Raw genomic sequence first — 19,359 nt, 5'->3', positions numbered from 1 at the left:
GTTAATCATGGTGCCAGGAGCGGGGGTCGAACCCGCAAGCCTTTAGGGGGCGGCGGATTTTGAGTCCGCTGCGTCTGCCAATTCCGCCATCCTGGCCCGGATGGTTTGCGCATGTGCGCAGGAACGTGACGCTAGGTGCGCGAGGTTCCTTGTAAATCGAAAAATTTCCGAAAAGCTCAATGCGTGTTTCAACCAGCTTGGGTGCCCACGGAATGCTTTCATGTCTGTTATGTCACATTGTTGAAAAAGTATTATTTCGTTTTGCGTGAAAAATGCTGGAGTGCTTTTCATCCGAATCGCCCTGTGACGAATATCCATGACACCACCGTCGCCTCCCAAGCCCGCTCGCCGGCTCACCGCCGGCGGATTTGGGCGGCTGTGCTGGCGCTCGTGTTGGCCACGGCGGCGGCGTATCACAACTCGTTTTCGGGAGAGTTTATCTTTGATGACATCTGGTCGATTTCACGCAATGAAAGCATCCGGCAATTGAGCACGGCATTTTCGCCGCCCAACACTTTTGGCGAAACGGTTTCGGGGCGGCCTCTGCTGAACTTTAGTTTTGCCATCAATTATAGGATCAGCGGGAAGGAGGTTTGGAGCTATCATCTCGGCAATCTCCTCATCCATGTTGCCGCGGGGCTGTCGCTATTCGGCTTGGCGCGGCGCACGTTGTTGCGGCCCGTGTTGCGCGCGTATTTTGGCGGGGACTCATCCACGCTTGTCGCGTTTGTCATTGCCGCGCTTTGGCTGTTGCACCCGCTGCAAACCGAATCGGTCACTTACATCGTGCAACGCGCCGAGTCGTTGATGGCGTTGTTCTACATCCTCACGCTGTATTGTTTTGTGCGCGGCGTGGATTCCGCGGGCGCGCGGACATTTTGGCTCGCGCTTTCCGTCGCCGCGTGCCTGCTCGGCATGGCGTCCAAGGAGGTGATGGTTTCCGCGCCGCTCATGGTTTTTCTTTATGACCGGACGTTTGCCGCCGGTTCGTTCCGGGAGGCTTGGAAGCGCCGGAAAGTTTACCATGCGCTGCTGGCGTCCACACTGTTGCTGCTCGGCTGGCTGGTTTGGCGCGCGGGCGGGCGCGGGGGAACCGCGGGCTTCGGCACGGAAACCACGGTGTGGACTTACGCGCTCACGCAAATCAAGGCGATTCCCCATTACCTGCGCCTCGTTGTCTGGCCGCGCGGGCAGGTTTTTGATTATGGTTCCGGCGTGGTTGCGCGCGTTTCGAGTGTCTGGCCGCAGGCGTTGCTGTTGGTTGCGTTGGGCGGGGCGACGGTGTGGGCGCTTATCCGGAAGCCGGCGTTGGGGTTTCCCGGGTTTTTGTTTTTCGCGGTGCTCGCGCCCTCGTCGAGCGTGATTCCGGTGGCCACGCAAACCATGGCCGAGCATCGCATGTATCTGCCCCTGGCCGCGACTGTGAGCGCGATTGCCGTCGCGGCGTGGTTGGTTGCGGGGCGGCGTTCGCAATGGCTGTTGATTGCGGCGGCGGCGGCGCTTGCGGTTGCCACATTCCAGCGCAACGCGGTTTATCGCGACCAGTTGAGCCTGTGGCGGGATGTTGTGGCCGGGGTTCCCGGCAATGCGCGCGCTCACAACAACCTTGGCAATCTCTATGCGGAAAAAAACATGCCGGAGCGGGCGCTGGCTCATTGCCGCAGAGCCATCGAGCTCAATCCCAACTTTGCCCAAGCCTACAATAATTACGGTTACGCGCTGGCCAAGCTCGAGCGGCACCAGGAGGCGCTTGCCTATTATGACAAGGCGCTGGGGTTTCGGGAGCATGGCTCTGAGATCGCGCTCGCCAATCGCGGGTATTCGCTTTTTTGCCTGGGGCGCCTGGATGAGGCGACGGACGATTTTATCGCGGCCCTTAAAATCCGTTCCGATTGCACGGCGGCGCTCAGCAATTATGGCAATGTGCTTTGCAGCCTCGGGCGTTATGACGAGGCGCTTGCCATGCTCGACAAGGCCGTGGCCGTTGACCCGAAATTCGCCACGGCCTGGAACAATCGCGGCAATGTCTTTTCGGCGCGCGGGACCGACACGGACGAGGCGTTGCGCTGCTACAAACTCGCCGCCGGGCTCGACCCGAGTCTCTGGGCCGCGGTTGACAATGTGGCGCGCTATTTGCTCGCGCTTGGGCGGCACAGGGAGGCGGTTCCTTATTTTGAGGCGTCGATCCCGATATCCCCCGACGCGGGCGCCTCGCATTTCGGACTCGGCACCGCCCTCATGCTTTCCGGAAGGCCGGCGGAGGCGGTTTCGCATTTTGAGCAGGCGCTTGCGCGCCAGCCGACCGCCGGCTGCCATCACAACCTCGCCGTGGCGTTGTTTAACACTGGTCGCGCGGGGGAGTCCATCGCGCACTTTGAGGCGTCGCTGCGCCTTGATCCACAAGCGGCTTCCGCGCATCATAATTACGCCGTCGCGCTTGCGGCGCTTGGGCGCATTGCGGAGGCCGTCGCCGCGGAAAGAGCCGCGCTGCGAATCGCCCCCGGTTTTGCGCCGGCGCGCGAGCAGCTCGAGCGTCTCGCCGCGAGCCCCGGAGCAGGGGCTGGTTTGCACACGCCGGACGGCCGCTCGAATGATTCCCCGACGCGTTGAGCCGGGTCGCGAAAGTGCCGCGCCGTGCAACTTGGGATTTTGTGATTTGCAGCAACATGGTTTTGGCAGTTGCGTTCGCATGAATGAAACCCGGACGATTTTGCATTAACGAAACCCCGTTTCGCGCATGAACTGGCTCGCTCATTTTTTGCTTTCGGAACCGTCGCCGCGTTTTCGCATTGGCAACGTGCTTCCTGATATCGTCGGTCCGGCCTTGATATCGGGCATGGACATCGAATACAGGCGCGGGGCGGCGTGCCATCACGCGATTGACGATTTCACGGATTCGCACGCGGTCGTGCACCGGAGCATTTCGCGGTTCGCGGGCGTGCGGGAATTGCGGCACATGGGCGGCGTGCTCACGGACATGCTTTACGATCATCTGCTCGCGCAGGATTGTTTCTGGGCGAAATATTCGCCTTCCGTGCCGCTGCCGGATTTTGCCGCGCAGATTTATGACGGGATAAGGGCGCGCGAGCACGAACTGCCCGGGGCCGCCCGTTCGCGCCTGCGCCTCATGTGCGAGCATGACTGGCTGGTTTCCTATCGCGACGCCGGGAAAATCCGCCTCGCATTGCAACGCATGGGCGCGCGTTTGCGGAGGCCCGTCGACCTGTCCGTGGCGATGCCCGTTTTTGAGCGCGCACGCGAGGCGTTTTCGAATGACTTCGCCGAGTTTTTTCCCCAATTGGTTAGGCATGTTTCCGAAATGGAGTTTCCCGAATCGATGCTGTTGTGATTAAAACAGCAGGAACGCATGTTTTGGAAACCCTCTCGGCATAAATAAACGGCACGGATTATATATCTCATGAATAATGCAAAAAAGATCGTTGTCACAGGCGTTACACGCGGGCTTGGTCGGGCGCTTGCGGAGGAGTTCATCCGGCTCGGACACACGCTCATCGGGTGCGGACGCGGGGCTGACGGGATTCTTGATTTGCGTTTCACGCATTCCTCGCCGCATGACTTTTCGGCGGTGGATGTTTCCGTGCCGGCCAAGGTCGATCTTTGGGCCGAGCGTGTGACCGGCATCCATGGCGCGCCGGATTTGCTCATTAACAACGCCGGTTTCATGAACAAACCCGCGCCGCTTTGGAAGGTTCCTCCCGAGGATTTTGCCAGGGTGCTCGACGTGAATGTGAAGGGCATGGCAAACGTCATCCGCGCGTTCGCGCCGGACATGATAAAGGCCGGGCGCGGCGTGATTGTGAACTTCAGTTCGGGGTGGGGCAGGTCGGTGTCGCCTGAGGTCGCCCCTTATTGCGCGGCGAAATGGGCCGTCGAGGGGCTTACGCGGGCGCTGGCGGAGGAGCTTCCGGCGGGCATGGCCGCGGTTTCGTTGAATCCGGGTGTGATCGACACGGACATGCTCCGGCAAAGCTTGGGCGCTGACGCGGCTTCGTATCAAAAACCAGAAGAATGGGCAAAGCGCGCGGCACCGGTGATTCTTGGGTTTGGCCCGAATGACAATGGGCGTCCCGCTGACGTGTAGTGTTTTTAATATTTTATTTAATAGAGCGAGCCAAACGCGGGCTCCTATTGCAGGCGCGTTGAAATAGCGGGTCGTTTCCGTGTGAAAATTTGTAAACGGCAAACGAATATAATTGCCATCAAGCCGTCGCTTTTGCTTGCGCAAGTTCCCAAACCCTTGACGATATTCCCCAACTTTCGTCCCCCCCGCTTTTCTGTGTTTGCTTTTTTCGTCAACCAGATACGCAACCCAAAAATAAACACGCTATGATACTGTCACCCTTGCTGTTGGGAGTATTGCCTGAAAAACCATCGGTAGCTGAAACACTCGTTTATCAATTTAACGGATTGATGATAGTGTTTATGGTTCTTGGAGGGCTTTGGATATTGTTTGAAATCACCGGGGCCATTTTTAAACGACATGGCGCCCTTGTTGAGAAAAAGAAAGCCGGGGCGCGCGCTTCCGCAGCCGCCGCGAGCGCGCCTGTCGAGGCTTCCCCATCCGCCCAAGCGGAAGGGATTGCTCCCGAGGTGATCGCTGTGATTTCCGCATCGATTCACGTCGCGCTTGCCGGGCGACGACACCGCGTGCTCACCATCAACGCGGCGGCGCACGGCAACGAGTGGGCTGCCGAGGGCAGGCGGGATATTTTCAGGTCACACAGAGTGCGTTGATCGCGCGCGTGTGTGAATAGTTTAACAACGTAACATCAACTACTCAAATATCATGGATTTGTTGCAAGGATTCTTGGATTATCTCAGCTCAACCGGATTTCATGCCATCACTTGGAAAATGGTGATCATGTGGGGGGTGATTGTCGTGCTATTTTACCTCGGCGTGGCGAAACAGTTTGAACCGCTTTTACTCGTGCCGATCGCATTTGGCGCATTGCTCGCCAACCTGCCGACCGAAGGCGTGCTCACGGCGAAAATGCGTTCGGACGGTGTTTATGAGACGGCGACATTCAAGATTGAGGGCACGCTGGAGCATCACACCGCGCCGCCCATGACAGTGGCGCCCGACGGAACCGTGACGCCTCCCGCCGCGGCAACCGGCACCGTCAAAGTGGAGCGAATCGAGGGCGGCCTCTACGACTTTATCTCGCAAGGCATCAAACTCGAACTTTTCCCGCCGATCATCTTTTTGGGCGTGGGTGCGATGACCGATTTCGGGCCGTTGATCGCCATGCCTCGAACATTGCTTCTGGGCGCGGCGGCGCAACTGGGCCTTTTTCTCACCTTCATGTCGGCGACGCTGTCGGGGTTGTTCACATCCAAGGAGGCCGCGTCAATCGCCATCATAGGTGGGGCGGACGGCCCGACCTCGATCTTTGTGTCCAACAAGCTCGCGCCGCATCTGCTCGGCGCGATCGCGGTCGCGGCCTACACCTACATGTCGCTCGTGCCGCTTATCCAGCCGCCGATCATGCGCCTGCTCACGACGCAGAAGGAGCGTCGCATCCGCATGAAATCGCTCCGCAAGGTTTCCAAGCTGGAAAAGCTCATATTCGCGGTCGTGGTCATGATTGTGTGCATCCTGCTTGTGCCGGCGGCCTCGCCGTTGATCGGCATGTTGATGCTCGGCAATTTCCTTCGCGAGTGCGGTGTCACGGAGCGCCTCGTCAAATCCGCGCAAAACGAAATCATCAACGTCGTCACCATCTTTCTCGGCACGAGCGTGGGGCTCACCATGAACGCCGAGAGCTTCCTGCGCGGACAGACAATCGGCATCATTTTGCTGGGTGTCGTGGCATTCTGCTGCTCCACGGCGGGCGGCGTGATCGTCGCCAAGCTCATGAATTTGGTTTCAAGGAAAACCCCGATTAATCCGCTGATCGGCTCGGCGGGCGTGTCCGCGGTGCCGATGGCCGCGCGGGTCTCGCAGGTTGAGGGGCAGAAATACGACGCGCAAAACCACCTGCTCATGCACGCCATGGGGCCAAATGTCGCCGGTGTGATCGGCACGGCGGTTGCCGCCGGTTACTTCATTTCAACGCTTGGCGGCGGGTAACTCCGTGGCGCCGCGGCGCGAAATGTAAAACAAAGGCGAATTCCCCTCAGGGCATTCGCTTTTTTGTCCCGGCGGGTTGCGTTTATCATAAATATGCTTTGTCTATAAATAGATTAATTTTTCCATGAAAAAACAAACAACCATGAATGACATCCCCTCCAAAACCCGCGCATTCTCAATCAAAGCGCTCAACCAGACCCTCGCCGATGTGAGTGATCTTTATTCTCAAACCAAGCAGGCTCACTGGAATGTGCGCGGCCCGTATTTTTACACGCTGCACAAATTGTTCGACGACGTGGCCGCGGCGGTTGAGGAGCCGATCGACGCCCTCGCCGAGCGCATCGTGCAGCTTGGTGGCGTGGCGGAAGGCACCGTGCGCATGGTCGCCAAAAACTCCGGCTTGTCCGAGTTCAAGGTGTCCGACAAGGCGGCGAATTCCGACCCGCTCGCCTACGCGAAGGCGCTCGCCGCCCAATACGCCGTGTGCGCGAAATCCGTGCGCAAGAAGGTTGACGCCACCGCCGACGCCGGTGACGCCGGCACGTCGGATTTGCTGACCGGCGTTTCAAACGCCCTCGACAAATCGCTTTGGTTTATCGAGGCGCACACGCGCTGATCAGTCTCGCATCCCTAGGAATCCAAAAAGGCCGCGTGACGCGGCCTTTTTTGTTTGGGCAAATCTCATTCAAACGACCGGCCGATGCCGTGTGCTTGAAAACCGATGACCTTGAGCTTTGCCAGGTCGAGGACGTTGCGTCCGTCAAAGATCAGCGCGGGCTTGGGCATGGTGTCGTAGATTTTTTGGAAATCCAGCGTCTTGAACTCGTCCCATTCGGTCAGCACGGCGATTGCGTGCGCGCCCCGGCACGCCTCGTATGCGTTTTCCGCCACGCTCAGGTTTGGGTTGGGCGGGGCGTCCTTGCCGAGCACGGTTTCCGAAATGGCGCTCGCGGGCACCTTCGGGTCGTAAACGACCACGTTGCCCTGCTCGGCAAGCAGGTCGCGGCAAATGTAAATCGCGGGTGATTCGCGCGTGTCGTTGGTGTCCTTCTTGAAGGCGAAACCGAGAACAGCGATGCGTTTGCCTGCCGCGGTGTTGAAAAGGCTGTGCACAATGCGCCGCGCAAAACGCGACTTCTGGTAGTCGTTCATGCTGATCACTCGCTCCCAGTATTCGGCGACCTCGGGCAGTCCGAATTTTTCGCAAAGATAAACAAGGTTCAGGATGTCCTTTTGAAAACACGAACCGCCGAAACCGACCGAGGCTTTCAAGAACTTCGGCCCGATGCGCGAATCACAACCGATGGCATGCGCAACCTCGTCCACATCCGCGCCGGTCGCCTCGCAAAGCGCCGAAATCGAGTTGATCGACGAGATGCGCTGCGCGAGAAAGGCATTGGCAACGAGTTTTGAAAGCTCGGACGACCAGAGGTTTGTGGTGATGATGCGCTCGCGCGGCACCCAGCGGGCGTAGATGCCGGCGAGCATTTGCACGGCTTGCTCGCCCTCCGGCGTGCGTTCGCCGCCGATGAGCACGCGGTCGGGCGCGATCAAGTCGTTGACGGCCGTGCCCTCGGCGAGGAACTCGGGGTTGGAAAGCACGGAAAACTTCAGCCCGTTCGTATTGGCCGCGAGGATCGTTTTGATTGTCTCGGCGGTTTTGACCGGGATGGTGGATTTTTCGACGATGATCTTGGAGCCTTCGGCGACCTCGGCGATTGTCCGCGCCACGGACTCCACGTAGCGCAAATCCGCCGCTCGTCCGGCGCCCACGCCATAGGTTTTTGTGGGAGTGTTGACCGAGACAAAAATAATGTCGGCCTCGCGGATGTTTCCGGCGACATCGGTGGAGAAGAACAAGTTGCGTCCCCGGCATTGTTTCACGATGTCGTCGAGTCCCGGTTCATAGACGGGCAGGGCGTCGGAATTCCACGCATTGATGCGCGCCGCGTTCATGTCCACGACGGTCACGCGAATATCGGGCGCCTTAAGCGCGATCATGGCCATTGTGGGGCCTCCAACATATCCAGCTCCAATGCAGCAGATTTTCATGATTTGTAGGATGTCTAACTTGGCCGCCTGCCGGTGCAAAACCAAGAAGGAAATCGCGCAAAGAAAAATCGCATGACGAGGGGGCCGCGCATGAAAAAGCCGGACCCGCGAGGAATCCGGCTTTTTCGGTTATTGTTGATTGGCTTTACGATGGCTCAGGCTGTCGCGGACACTTTGGGTAGTTCCGCCTCGAGATCAACGGAGCGCGGGTGAAGTTTCTTTTTCTTCATGGCACTGGCGCGCACGCGCAGAAGGCGGTCCAGCTTCTGCGACATCAAATCAATGGCCTTGTAGGCGTCATCGCTTTCCATGGTGACAACCATGTCCGGACCGCTAATTTCGATGAGCCCCTTCGCAAGAAACTTGGGTTTCCCTTTTCGTAACTTGTCGTATTCCAAGTCGACGCGTATTCGGATGATCCGGGCTTGGTGACGCAGGAGCCTTTCACATTTGCTTTCAATGAAAGCCCTGAGAGCGTCGGTTAGGTCGAGATGCACTCCGCGAACAATAAGCTTGTTATTGTCGCTGGCCGATGAGGGAACGTTTTGTTTTTTCATCGTGTGTGGTTACGCCAGCAAGGAAGCACACTTTTCCCTGAAGGGAAACCAAAATATGCCGAAAAAAGGCTATTTAATTTTGAACATTTTCGAATCTTCCGAGGCAGACGCCGCCAGTGTAAAAATGATGTTTGGGGGCGCCGGGAGGCGGGCGCTGACCTTGGCGATCTTGTCGTCCGTTTCGTAAATGATGATCTGCGGCGGCTTGTTTTCAGGTTCGGCGCATTGGTGGCATTGTTTTAGGAATTGTTCAGTGGTGAATGCAAAAATTTGATGGAGAGTGGAGAAGGGAAACCCAACCTGAGCTTTTCTGCTGTTTTTTAGTTTGTTTGAGCCAAACGTAAGAGCGTTTCGAGATTGTAAACCAATGGCACATCGTGGTCGTAAGTATATGTGTCGCCATAAGTGGCGCGATCCTCGCCATGCAATTCAAATTCCTGAATGCATGCGCCGATCAGCCAGTTTCGCATCGTCAGCGCGGTGTTGACGGCTTTTGTCGCGCTTGCGTGGGTTTGCCGGTGGATGTCCGCGATGCTTTTGATGAGGGCGTCGAAGTTCATGCGGAGGTTTTGTTGTTGATCAAAGATTTTTGGGATGGGGTGCTCGTGTGGAGAAAGAGGGATGATTTTAGAGCTTACGCACGTATCATGACAACCATTCGATTCTTACTTTGGAAAGCCCTTAGTTTTGGCGACTTTTTGGGATAGCAAGGCAATCAAGGCATTTGTGTTTGGAACAATGGAGGCTGGGAAGAAATAATAGGTCCTTTGATTTGTCATAAGAAAGAACCATCCTTTGTGGTATTCCGCAGATGCGATATGTTGCCATTCGAGTCGTCCTTCAAAACCTGCGCCTGTAACATGAATGTCATTTTCGGAAATCTCGTATGATTTTTCACATCGGATTTCCGCGAGAGTGTTCCATTTTTTTCTTACTAAAAAAAACGAACTGAAAAATAGAGAAAATATAAGCAATGGCAATAATAGTAACAGCCAATTGGATAAATAGATATCCAGTGTTGTGTCGTTCGGATGACTTGGGCGCAGAATGGGAGATGCACAGTAATACAAAAATAAAAGAATGGCCAGCAGTCTTAATATTTTGAGTTCTCTAATTTTTGAAAGGTGCCATTTATTAAGCATCCGGTAGTCTGCAAACGTTGGAGTATATTGAAATTTCATTAGGGATGTTTGCAGAGAGAGCGTCTGTGCTACTTTATTTTCCCGTTCTCAAACACCACTTTGCCGCCGACGATGGTGTGTTTCACTCGGGCGGTGAGGGTTTGGCCGGACCAGGGGGAATTGGCGGACTTGCTTTGGCCTTTTTTGGCGTCGTAGAGCCATTTTTCCTTCGGGTCAAAGAGGCAGATGTCGGCATTCGCGCCCTCGGCGAGGGTGCCGGCGGGGAGGTTCAGGAGTTGGGCGGGTTTTCTTGTCATCAGGTCGATGACGTGGGGGAGCTTGAACTTCGATTTGCGCACAAGGATGTCGAGCGTGACGGGGAGCGAGGTTTCCAAGCCGAGGATGCCATTGGGGGCGTTGTCAAATTCGCGGTCTTTTTCGTAGTCGGTGTGCGGGGCGTGGTCGGTGGCGATGATGTCGATGGCGCCGTCGCGCAGGCCTTCGATTATGGCGAGGCGGTCCTCCTCGGTGCGGACGGGCGGGTTCATTTTGTAGTGGGTGTCGTAGTGCTCGAGGGCGGCGTCGGTGAGCGCGATGTGGTGCGGGGTGGCCTCGGCGGTGATGCGGGTGCCGCGCGCCTTGGCGCGGCGGATGAGTTCGACGGAGTATTTCGAGGAGATGTGCTGGCAGTGGATGTGCGCGCCGGTGTAGGAGGAGAGTATGACGTTGCGCGAGACGATGATGTCCTCGGCGGCATTGGGCCAGCCGCGCAGGCCGAGTCGGCTGGACATGACGCCTTCGTTCATCACGGCGCCTTGGGTGAGGGAGTGGTCCTGGCAGTGGTCCATGACGGGGAGGTCGAACATTTTGGCGTATTCGACGGCGGAGCGCATGAGGGCGTTGGATTGCACGCAGTCGCCGTCGTCGGTGATGGCGACGACGCCGGCGCGCTTGAGCGAGCCGATGGGGGCGAGGGCTTGGCCTTTCATGCCGGTGGTGATGCAGCCGGTGGGGTAAACGCGCACGACGGCGTCGCGGGCGGCGGCGTCCTTGATGGCCTGGATGGTGCCGGCGTTGTCGGCGACGGGCGATGTGTTTGGCATGCAGACGACGGTGGTGAAGCCGCCCGCGGCGGCGGCGCGGCTGCCGGTGGCGATGGTTTCCTTGTGCGTCTGACCGGGCTCGCGGAAGTGGACGTGGACATCGACGAGGCCGGGGCAGGCGACGAGGCCGGTGGCGTCGATTTTGCGCGCGCGTTTTTTCGCGGCGGCGGAGAGCGAGGGGACGATTTTGCCGGCGTCGTTGACGTAGAGGTCGCCGATGGCGTCGCGTTTGGTTGCCGGGTCGATGATGCGGGCGCTGTGAATCCAAATGGGTGTCATTGTGATGGTGGTTTGAAAGTGGTTGGTGGGCGTTGGAGGGAGAGGCGGGGAGGAAGGATTTTCGATTTTGGATTCTCGATTTTCGATTGGGAGCTTCCGCTTCGTTTTGAATTTTGAACACGCGCGGTAGCGCGCAATCGAAAATCGAGAATCGAAAATCGAAAATTTTCTAATCGGAGCTGGCGATCACGTTTTCCGGCTGGCCTCCGGAGCAGAGATAGAGCACCGCCATGCGCACCGCGATGCCGTTGGTGACTTGTTCGAGAATCACGCTGTTGGGGCCGTCGGCGAGGTCGTTGTCGATTTCGACGCCGCGGTTGATCGGGCCGGGGTGCATGATGAGCGCCTTGGGGTTCAGCCACGAGGCGCGGGTTTTGTTGAGGCCAAACATGCTCGTGTATTCGCCGAGCGAGGGGAAGTGGTTCGCGCTTTGGCGTTCGTGCTGGATGCGCAGGAGCATGACAACGTCCGCGCCGGCAAGGGCGCCGCGGAGGTCGTGCGAGACCGTCACGCCGAGGGCCGTGAGGTGGCGCGGGACGAGGGTCGAGGGGCCGCAGAGGGTGACGTCGGCGCCGAATTTTTTCAGCGCGTGGATGTTGGAGCGGGCGACGCGGCTAAAGAGGATGTCACCGAGGATGACGATTTTTCGGCCTTTGAGCGAGCCGAGGTGCTCGCGCATGGTGAAGGTGTCGAGGAGGCCTTGCGTGGGGTGGGCGTGCGCGCCGTCGCCGGCGTTGATGACGGGGATGTCGAGGAGTTTGGAGAGGTAGAGGGGCGAGCCGGAGGCGGCGTGGCGCAGGACAATCATGTCGGCCCCGAGGGCGCGGATGTTTTCGGCGGTGTCGCGGAGGGATTCGCCCTTGGTGGTGGAGCTGGCGGAGGCGTCGAAGCTGATGACGTCGGCGCTGAGTCGCTTGGCGGCGATGTCGAACGAGATGCGGGTGCGCGTGCTCGGTTCGAGGAAGAGGTTGACGATGGTCTTGCCGCGCAGGGCGGGGACTTTTTTCACGCTGCGTCCGAGGATTTTTTTGAAGGCGGCGGCGGTGGCGTGGATTTGGTCGATTTCGTCGAGGGAGAGTTCCTCGAGCGTGATGAGGTCTTTGCGTGTCCAGGGCATGGTGGTGAAAAGGGCTGAAGGGCTGAAAGCCTGAAGGCTGAAATCAGAACTTCGGCAATTGTGAGTTTGTTGATGTTTGGGTAATTTTTCAGCCTTCAGGCCTTCAGGTTTTGGATTTCAATGGTGTCGAGGGCGGGGTTGGCGGGGTCGATGTGGGTGCGGATTTTTTCGTTGGCGCCGACGTCGAGCTGGATGCCGGTGTAGTTGGCGGCGATGGGGAGGCGGCGGTCGCCGCGGTCAACGAGCACGGCGAGTTCGACGCGTTCGGGGCGTCCGTGGTCGAAGACTTCGTTGAGGGCGGCGTTGATGGTGCGGCCGGACTGGAGGACGTCGTCAACGAGGATGACGGTGGCGTTGTTGACGTCGCCGGGGATGTGCGTGGGCGCGAACTCCTTGGGGATGGGGTGGCGGCCGATGTCGTCGCGGTGGAAGGAGATGTCGAGCACGCCGGGGCGCGCGCCGGGGATCATGGCGGCGAGTCGGCGGGCGAGGGTGACGCCGCCGTTGGCGATGCCGAGGAGGAGGATTTTTTCGCGGGCCGGATGCCTTTGGGCGATGGCCTTGGCGAGTTGCTCGATGGCGATGTGGATCGCGTGGCCGCTTTCTGTTTCACGTGCGGCGGTGGTTTGTTTTTTTGATTTGCTGATTTTGGCGGGCACGGGTGTGTGTTTTGGCACGGGCTTGGAACGGGGGGAAGATTATTTTATCGAAATGAATCGCGCCGCGGGCGGGGAGCGCGTTCGGCGGGGTGGGGCGGATGCGGGCGTGGCGTCGGGGGCGGGAGCGTTGAGAAATCATTGAGCGGGGGCGGTTGTGCGTTTCGGGCGATTGTTTTATTCTTTGCGCGTTCCCGCTTTTGGCGTCGAATGGCGCAGGGCCGCCTCCTCGCCCCGCCGCCTTTTCACACTGGAGAAAACCCATGCGTCATAGAAAGTCTTCCTCATGAAAAAAATCACATCCGTCCGCGGCGTTTTTTTGCGCGCGCTGTTTGCGCTGGTTGTCCTGGCCGGCGTGCTCCGCGCCGATGACGGCGTCTCGCTGGAAACCGACAGCACTTTTCCCGACATAGAAAACTGGGCGGGCGCCAATTGGCAGAGCGCCGGCTGGCCCGCGATTCAGTTGAAGAAAAGCCGCATCGACCGTTCCATCGTGCAGCTCGGCTTCGACTCGGTGTCGCCCTACAACACCGGCGCCGGCCCCAACTTCCTGCTGCGCGTGCGAATCGGCGGACGGTTTGTTTTTCTGACAAACTCCGCGGAGGTCGCCGCGTCGAAGCCCGGCGCGATTTTGATGCAAAAAAAGGAGCGCGTTTTTGAGGGAATCCTTCCGGGCGGCGGCGTGCTCGCCGAGGCGGCGGTCGATTACGGGCGGAGCACGGTGCACTACTCCGCCGGCGAACTGAATCCGGGCAACGAAAATGATCCCCGCTTCACGTCGCTGCGGTTCATCCCGCGCGAGGGCGCAAGCGCCGCCGGCGAGGCTGGCAATGGCGGCGCGGTTTCGGATTGGGCGCCGTTGTCCTTCGGCATTCCGGCCTACTACGCCGGCGCGAATTGGTCCGTCGCCGCGTGGCCCGGCGCGCGCGGAAAAACCGTGGGCAAGCGCGCGACGGTTCGGCTCGGCTTCGACGGCAGCTCCGTGTATCGGGGCGGCGCGCAAGCGCAGAATTTTCTCTGCCGTCTCGTGTTCAAGACCGGCGGCACGGTTTTTCTTAGCAACAGCGCCGAGGTCGCGCGTCGCAAGGGCGGCGTCACCGTGATGGAGCGGAAGGGCGGCGGCTTCGAGGCGGTCGTGGACGGCTTGGGTGAGTTGAAGGAGGTGGCGGTTGACTTCGGCGAATCCACGATGGCCTACGGACGCGGAACGTGGAGCCTCAACAAAAAGAACACCGCCGACGTGCGCTTCAACAGCCTGGACATTTCTCCCGTCGCGGGAGCGCAAGGCGCATCCGCCGCGCCGCAAGCGCAACCCGCCAAACCGGCGGCCGGCGCGCAAACGAGGGAGTATGTCGCGCCCGCCTACTACGGCGGCCCGAATTGGCTCGTTGCCGTTTTCACGGGCGCGCGCGGGCTGAAGCTGTCGGGAAAAAACACGACGCTGCGGCTGCACTTTGATGGCGCGTCGTGCTTCAACACCGGCGAGGACGTGAGTTTTCTGCTGCGCGTGGTTTTTGAAAATGGGAAAACAATCTACGCATCGAACTCCGAAAAAATCGTGGACGCCGCGCCGGGCGGAAAGACCGCGAAATTTTCGTTGAACAAAACCGCGCGCTATTTCGAGGGCGCGCTTGTCGGGCTGGGCAACGGCGGCGCGGTTCGCGAAATCGCGGTGGATTTTGGCGAGAGCACGAGCCATCTCCCCGTGCCGCTTAACAAGCGAAACAACAACAATCCGCGTTTCACAAAATTGACCGTTTTGGAGGAATCATGAAAAACGCGCCAGCGACTGGGAGCGCCGGCATCTTGCCGGCAAATTCGAAAGCAATGAGAGGATGCGATACTTCGTCTGCCGGCTGGAAGCCGGCGCTCCCAGTCGCTCCGCGTATTCTAATAACATCACTTTGTATTGCGCTTCTGGTTGTCGCCTCCGTTGCGCCCACCCTCGCGAAAGCCATTACAAGCTCCGAAATCGTCACCGTGCGCCGGACGACGGCTTCCGCCGGGAGCGGTTTCGCATCCGTAAAAATCGACGGTCGCAAAATAATCGTCACGCGCGATCATGATAAAAACGCGTCCGGGAATTATATAATAAAAGGTGTGTGTTATTCCAACGACGCCAACGGACTCACGTTTTATGAAAACCTCGACCGCGACTTGGAGTTGTTGAAGGCGATTCACGCAAACTCGATCCGGACATTCAGGCCGTTCGCCGCCTACAAGGAGGGCGCGGAGACGGTCGAGCTCGATTACGAAAAAACCAAGCGCATGCTGGACAAGCTGGCGGAGGCGGGGATCTCCGTCACCGTCGGCTTCGACTCCGCGCGCGACATTGTCGGGGGCATCCGCGACGACGCCACGGGGCGCGTGTATCGCGAGGCGTTTTATCTGGAATATATAAAAGCCTTTGCCGCGCATCCGGCCGTGCTCGCGTGGGCGTTTGGCAATGAGTATAATTATAAATACGCGGAGTGGTTTGGGGGCGACAAAGGCAGGTGGCTCGCCATCCTCGCCGACGCGGTGAAAAACGCGAAGGCCGTGAGTTCGCGACCGACTGCGGTTGTCCATGGCGAGTTGCCACGCGAGGCGGAAATGCTCGAATACCGCGCCATCCCCGGATTGGACATGGTCATGCTTAATATATACCGCGGCCCCGGCTTCGGCGCATTATACAAGGATTGGGAGTCGCTGACACGCGCGGCGCCCATGCCCGTCGTGCTCTCGGAATTCGGGCGCAGCTCGATGGACGGACGCGGCAACGACACCGGCGCGCTCCAGGCCGCGTGGCTCGAAAAAATGTGGGCTGAAGTCGAGTCCAACTTCACCGGAAGCGGCGCGGGCGGTTATGTTTTTTCGCTGAAAGACGAGGCGTGGAAGGGCGATTTCGATTCGGGGCCGAACATCGGCCTCGAAAGTCATCTGGGCATTTTTACCGCGGACGGACAACCCAAGCCGGCGGCGCGCGTGCTCATGCGATTATGGAAGGCGGCGGAACATGAAAAAAAACTTCGAGGCAAAAATTAAGCGCTTGTTTTTGACGCCGTTCGCGTCGTGGTTGTTCGTCGCGCTGGTCGTGGCGGGCGCGGTCGTCATGCTTGTATTGCTGCGCCAAAACCGGGCGCATGATGCCGCGGAGTCGCAACGCCAGGCACAGCTTCGCGCCGCCGCCATCGCCGACCGTGCCAAGCTCTCCGCCGGCTTGATGGAAGTGCTTTTTTCGGACGTGCAAGGCGCGCTCACCGCGACGCTCAATGCGGTGCCGCGCGAAGGCACGCTCGCTTTTTTGGAACGTTGGCGCGAAGTGAATCCCCTCATCGCCGACGCCGTGCTTGTGAACGCGCTCGGCGTGCCGGACCCGGGCGCCGCAGCCATCGCGCCGGCGCCGATGATGACAGACTGGCTTTCAAAAACGCCGTGGCATTCCGGAGCCGTTGCCGAAAAAATCCCGGCGCACGCGGATTCATCCGCCACCGTCACCGCATGGGAACCGCTTCGTGAAAAATTGCGCACCGCCGCCGCTCGCGCTCCGTGGCACGCGCGCGGCGATGATGCGGGGGAACCCGGGCCCGATGGCATCGCGACCGGCAACGTAGGCGCGCTGCCGCCAAGCGATGATTATACAAAAAGGGAAACCTGGCCCGAGCGTCGGCGGCGGCTCGGCATTCCCTTCGTCGAGCGCGCAGGCTGGAACGGCGCGCCCGGCGGACTTTTTGCGTGGCGCATGTGCGATGACGACATCGTGCTGGCCGTCAGCGTGGATTTGCACGAGCTCGCGCGCCTGCTTTCCATCGCGCTCCCGGCGGAGACGCAAGGCGGCGGGCGTTATCAATTGCTCACGGACGGCGGCGGCGGTTTTTCGATTCACGACGAGCTGCTTCCCGGTTGGAGGGTTGCCGCCGCGCAAAGCACCCCCGATGCCGGCGCGGTGTTTTCCGGGGAAGCATTATACATCAGCGCATCGCTGCTCGTGGTGCTCGCGGCGTCGCTGGGAATCCTGCTGCTGCTCGGTTTTCAAAAACGGATGCGCGAAAACGAAATCATCGCGGCCGTCACGGACTACGCCTCGCACGAGATGCGAACCGACGTGCAGGAAATTTTATGCTGCACCGACCCGGATGCGCTGCCACCGGACGCCGACGTTGAGCATCTGACAAAGGAGCGGGCCGCGATGATCTATTACGCGTCCGGGCGGCTTTCCGAGACGGTGGCGTTTGTCCTGGATTTTTTCCCGCGCGTCATGCGCGGCGGAAAACTGTGGACGGAAAATGTCGATGTCGGCCAAGTCGCGGGAAAATTGCTGGATGAGTTCACTGCTGCCATGCGAAGGGCGGGAATCCCAATGGGATTCCGGTCGAGTTTTCCCGGGGAGCCTGTCCGCCTTGCGAGCAACGAAACCGCGATTTCCATCATCCTGCGAAACCTGATTGAGAACGCCTGCCTGCGCGCGCCGGCGGACAATCGCATGGTGGAGTTAGTCCTGCGGGAAAACGCGGCGACGGGCATGATTGAGCTGCGTGTTCGCGATCACGGTCCCGGCATTTCGGGCGCCGAACTCGGACGTATTTTCAAACCCCGCTGGCGTCCCAAGGATGATGAGCGCGGTCACGGCATCGGTTTGCCGTTGTGCAGAAAACTGGCCCGCTCCCTTGGCGGCGATCTTGCTTATGAAACCCCGGGCGACGGCGAGGGCGGAAACGTCTTCATCCTGTCGCTGGCAAATAAAAATAAACAGACATGAATAATATAAACAACGGCGCGGTCCTCGTTGCGGAGGATGATTTGAATCTCGGTTTGTTTTGGGAGGAGTGGCTGATGAGGGCGGGCTACACCGTGACGCGCACGACAAACAAAGCCGACGCGCTGACCGCGTTCGAGCCGGGGCGGTTCGCCTTGGTGGTGCTCGACATGCAAATGCCCGCCGCTCGGGGCCGTGGCGTGAATAATAAAGCGGGTTTGCTGGCCGCCAGGGAAATGCGCCGCCTCGATCCCGACGTGCCCGTGCTCTTTCTCACTGCGGGCAACGACGAGGAAATCGAGGCGGACGCGCTCGAACTGCCCGGCCAGGGCAAAACTGGATTCACTCGAAAACCGTGCGGAATGAAGGCGTTTCAACTCCGCGCGCGCGAAATGGCGCGAAACAATCAATTCCCCTTCGGCCCGCGGGCCGTGATCAACACAAGCACGCACACCGCCACGATCACCGGAGCCAAAGAATCCAAGCGCCTGTCGCCGCAAGTGCTCGACCTGGCCGTGGTGTTTGCGCGAAACAAGGATGTCAGCCTGAGCCGGGCGGAGCTGGTCAGGCAATGGGGCTGGGACGAGGCGTCGCTGGATGAGTGCATCCGCAAACTGCGCGACGCGGTGAATGATGCCGATCGCACAACAATAAAAACAATACACGGCACCGGTTATATATATCAATCGTAGGGGCGCGCCTTGCGCGCGCCCTCGTGTGCGAACGACTGTTTGCGTGCGAATTCATAAAGCGGGCGAACACGGGGGCGTTGAGATTTCATTGATACACGCGGTTTAAGCCGTCACCGGTTTTTGATATAATGTGCGCAACGCCCGCGGAAAGAGGATGCACGACGCGACTCCGACGCGCGGGTTCAAATAATAAACAAAATAACCGCACACCATGACTTCACCAAAATTCCGCCGCCGTTGCGCGGCCTATCAAAATGCAAACTCGCGCGCCTTCGCCTTTGTCGCACTGGCGTTTTGCGCATTAATGATGCTCGCTCCCGCCGCCGTCGCGGCGGACGCGTCAGCCGAATCCACCGGTCGAACCACGCCGGATCAAAAATGGTTTGTCGATGCGGGACTCCTGACGCACATAAGCAGCGACCTGAGCGGCCTCGGTTTTAATATTCGCGGCGGCCGTTATCTTGGCGCGGCGGACAGGCTCACGCTCGACATGGGCGCGTGCTTCGACCTGGACCCGAAAGTGACCGGGCGTTTCTCATATTATCGCAGCGGCAGCAGCACCATTTACCACGACGGAAAAATCGAAATCAAGCAGACGGTCATCCCCGTTTTGTTTGGCTGGCAGCACGAGTGGAAAACGAAAAGCGGCAGGTTTGCCTGCGCCTTCGGCCCCACGGTCGGCGCGGCGTATATCGATGCCAGCGAGGAGAGGAACCCGCGCGTGAGCAACGCGAGCAACGTGATGCGCAGCGATGACGGAGTCGCCTTCATGTATGGCGCGACGCTCAGCCTGCGTTGGAATATCCTCCGTAATAACGATCGTTTCTATGTCGACTGCTCCTTCGCCGCGCTCGGCGCGACGAAGGTGAAGCTCGATAAGTTTTGCGAAGACATAAACCTGTCCGGCGGCCGGCTGGTCGCGGGCATCGGGTATCGGTTTTAACTGATTCCATCCA

18 protein-coding genes and 1 tRNA gene are annotated in these 19,359 nt (G+C 59.2%); 11 read left to right on the top strand and 8 right to left on the bottom strand.

Going from position 1 to position 19,359, the window contains the following annotated elements; translation table 11 throughout:
* Window positions 1-8: 8 nt before the first annotated feature.
* Window positions 9-96, bottom strand: a tRNA-Leu gene (locus M2103_RS06300).
* 207 nt (window positions 97-303) lie between these two features.
* Here M2103_RS06300 and M2103_RS06295 point away from each other — a divergent pair.
* The 6 genes from M2103_RS06295 (at window position 304) to dps (ending at window position 6,707) form a co-directional block, all read left to right on the top strand.
* The gene (locus tag M2103_RS06295; RefSeq protein WP_277509460.1) at window positions 304-2,610 is read left to right on the top strand and encodes a tetratricopeptide repeat protein; all 2,307 of its coding nucleotides are present in this window, start codon (window positions 304-306) and stop codon (window positions 2,608-2,610) included.
* A gap of 127 nt (window positions 2,611-2,737) precedes the next feature.
* Window positions 2,738-3,349: an acyl carrier protein phosphodiesterase gene (locus M2103_RS06290; protein ID WP_277509459.1), complete on the top strand. Its 612-nt coding sequence runs from the start codon at window positions 2,738-2,740 to the stop codon at window positions 3,347-3,349.
* A 69-nt stretch (window positions 3,350-3,418) separates the two neighbouring features.
* Window positions 3,419-4,102, top strand: coding sequence for an SDR family oxidoreductase (locus M2103_RS06285; protein ID WP_277509458.1), 684 nt, complete (start codon window positions 3,419-3,421; stop codon window positions 4,100-4,102).
* Between the two features lie 245 nt (window positions 4,103-4,347).
* The gene (locus M2103_RS06280; RefSeq protein ID WP_277509457.1) at window positions 4,348-4,755 is read left to right on the top strand and encodes an OadG family transporter subunit; all 408 of its coding nucleotides are present in this window, start codon (window positions 4,348-4,350) and stop codon (window positions 4,753-4,755) included.
* Window positions 4,756-4,807: 52 nt separating this feature from the next.
* Window positions 4,808-6,091 (top strand): sodium ion-translocating decarboxylase subunit beta, encoded by a 1,284-nt coding sequence (locus M2103_RS06275; protein WP_277509456.1) that lies wholly within the window; start codon window positions 4,808-4,810, stop codon window positions 6,089-6,091.
* Between the two features lie 124 nt (window positions 6,092-6,215).
* Window positions 6,216-6,707, top strand: coding sequence for a DNA starvation/stationary phase protection protein Dps (gene dps / locus M2103_RS06270; protein ID WP_277509455.1), 492 nt, complete (start codon window positions 6,216-6,218; stop codon window positions 6,705-6,707).
* 65 nt (window positions 6,708-6,772) lie between these two features.
* Here the strand turns inward: dps and M2103_RS06265 are convergent, their stop codons facing one another.
* From M2103_RS06265 to pyrR, 7 genes are all read right to left on the bottom strand, one after another.
* Window positions 6,773-8,143 (bottom strand): UDP-glucose 6-dehydrogenase, encoded by a 1,371-nt coding sequence (locus tag M2103_RS06265; protein WP_277509454.1) that lies wholly within the window; start codon window positions 8,141-8,143, stop codon window positions 6,773-6,775.
* A gap of 155 nt (window positions 8,144-8,298) precedes the next feature.
* Entirely contained in the window at window positions 8,299-8,700 is a 402-nt protein-coding gene (gene raiA, locus M2103_RS06260; RefSeq protein WP_277509451.1) for a ribosome-associated translation inhibitor RaiA, read from the bottom strand.
* A 320-nt stretch (window positions 8,701-9,020) separates the two neighbouring features.
* Window positions 9,021-9,260: a hypothetical protein gene (locus M2103_RS06255; RefSeq protein WP_277509450.1), complete on the bottom strand. Its 240-nt coding sequence runs from the start codon at window positions 9,258-9,260 to the stop codon at window positions 9,021-9,023.
* Between the two features lie 105 nt (window positions 9,261-9,365).
* Complete coding sequence (locus M2103_RS06250) at window positions 9,366-9,881, bottom strand: hypothetical protein (protein WP_277509449.1); 516 nt, start codon at window positions 9,879-9,881, stop codon at window positions 9,366-9,368.
* A 29-nt stretch (window positions 9,882-9,910) separates the two neighbouring features.
* A complete protein-coding gene (locus M2103_RS06245) occupies window positions 9,911-11,203 on the bottom strand; it encodes a dihydroorotase (protein WP_277509447.1) in 1,293 nt (430 codons plus the stop codon).
* A 169-nt stretch (window positions 11,204-11,372) separates the two neighbouring features.
* Complete coding sequence (locus M2103_RS06240; protein WP_277509445.1) at window positions 11,373-12,320, bottom strand: aspartate carbamoyltransferase catalytic subunit; 948 nt, start codon at window positions 12,318-12,320, stop codon at window positions 11,373-11,375.
* Window positions 12,321-12,415: 95 nt separating this feature from the next.
* On the bottom strand, window positions 12,416-12,979 hold the full coding sequence (gene pyrR, locus M2103_RS06235; protein WP_277509443.1) for a bifunctional pyr operon transcriptional regulator/uracil phosphoribosyltransferase PyrR: 564 nt from the start codon (window positions 12,977-12,979) through the stop codon (window positions 12,416-12,418).
* Between the two features lie 283 nt (window positions 12,980-13,262).
* Here pyrR and M2103_RS06230 point away from each other — a divergent pair, with 283 nt between their 5' ends.
* From M2103_RS06230 to M2103_RS06210, 5 genes are all read left to right on the top strand, one after another.
* Complete coding sequence (locus tag M2103_RS06230) at window positions 13,263-14,750, top strand: hypothetical protein (protein WP_277509442.1); 1,488 nt, start codon at window positions 13,263-13,265, stop codon at window positions 14,748-14,750.
* Between the two features lie 53 nt (window positions 14,751-14,803).
* The gene (locus M2103_RS06225) at window positions 14,804-16,000 is read left to right on the top strand and encodes a glycoside hydrolase family 2 TIM barrel-domain containing protein (RefSeq protein WP_277509441.1); all 1,197 of its coding nucleotides are present in this window, start codon (window positions 14,804-14,806) and stop codon (window positions 15,998-16,000) included.
* Window positions 15,972-17,714, top strand: coding sequence for a HAMP domain-containing sensor histidine kinase (locus M2103_RS06220; protein ID WP_277509439.1), 1,743 nt, complete (start codon window positions 15,972-15,974; stop codon window positions 17,712-17,714). Before M2103_RS06225 ends, M2103_RS06220 begins: the two co-directional genes overlap by 29 nt.
* Complete coding sequence (locus M2103_RS06215; protein WP_277509438.1) at window positions 17,711-18,403, top strand: response regulator transcription factor; 693 nt, start codon at window positions 17,711-17,713, stop codon at window positions 18,401-18,403. The genes M2103_RS06220 and M2103_RS06215 overlap by 4 nt, the downstream gene beginning before the upstream one ends.
* Window positions 18,404-18,614: 211 nt before the next feature.
* Window positions 18,615-19,346, top strand: a complete 732-nt coding sequence (locus M2103_RS06210) for a hypothetical protein (protein WP_277509437.1) — start codon at window positions 18,615-18,617, stop codon at window positions 19,344-19,346.
* The last annotated feature ends 13 nt before the right edge of the window (window positions 19,347-19,359 follow it).

It is taken from the genome of Ereboglobus sp. PH5-5 (assembly GCF_029504805.1).
Lineage (GTDB): Bacteria > Verrucomicrobiota > Verrucomicrobiia > Opitutales > Opitutaceae > Ereboglobus.
This window is presented reverse-complemented; position numbering and strand designations above follow the sequence as displayed.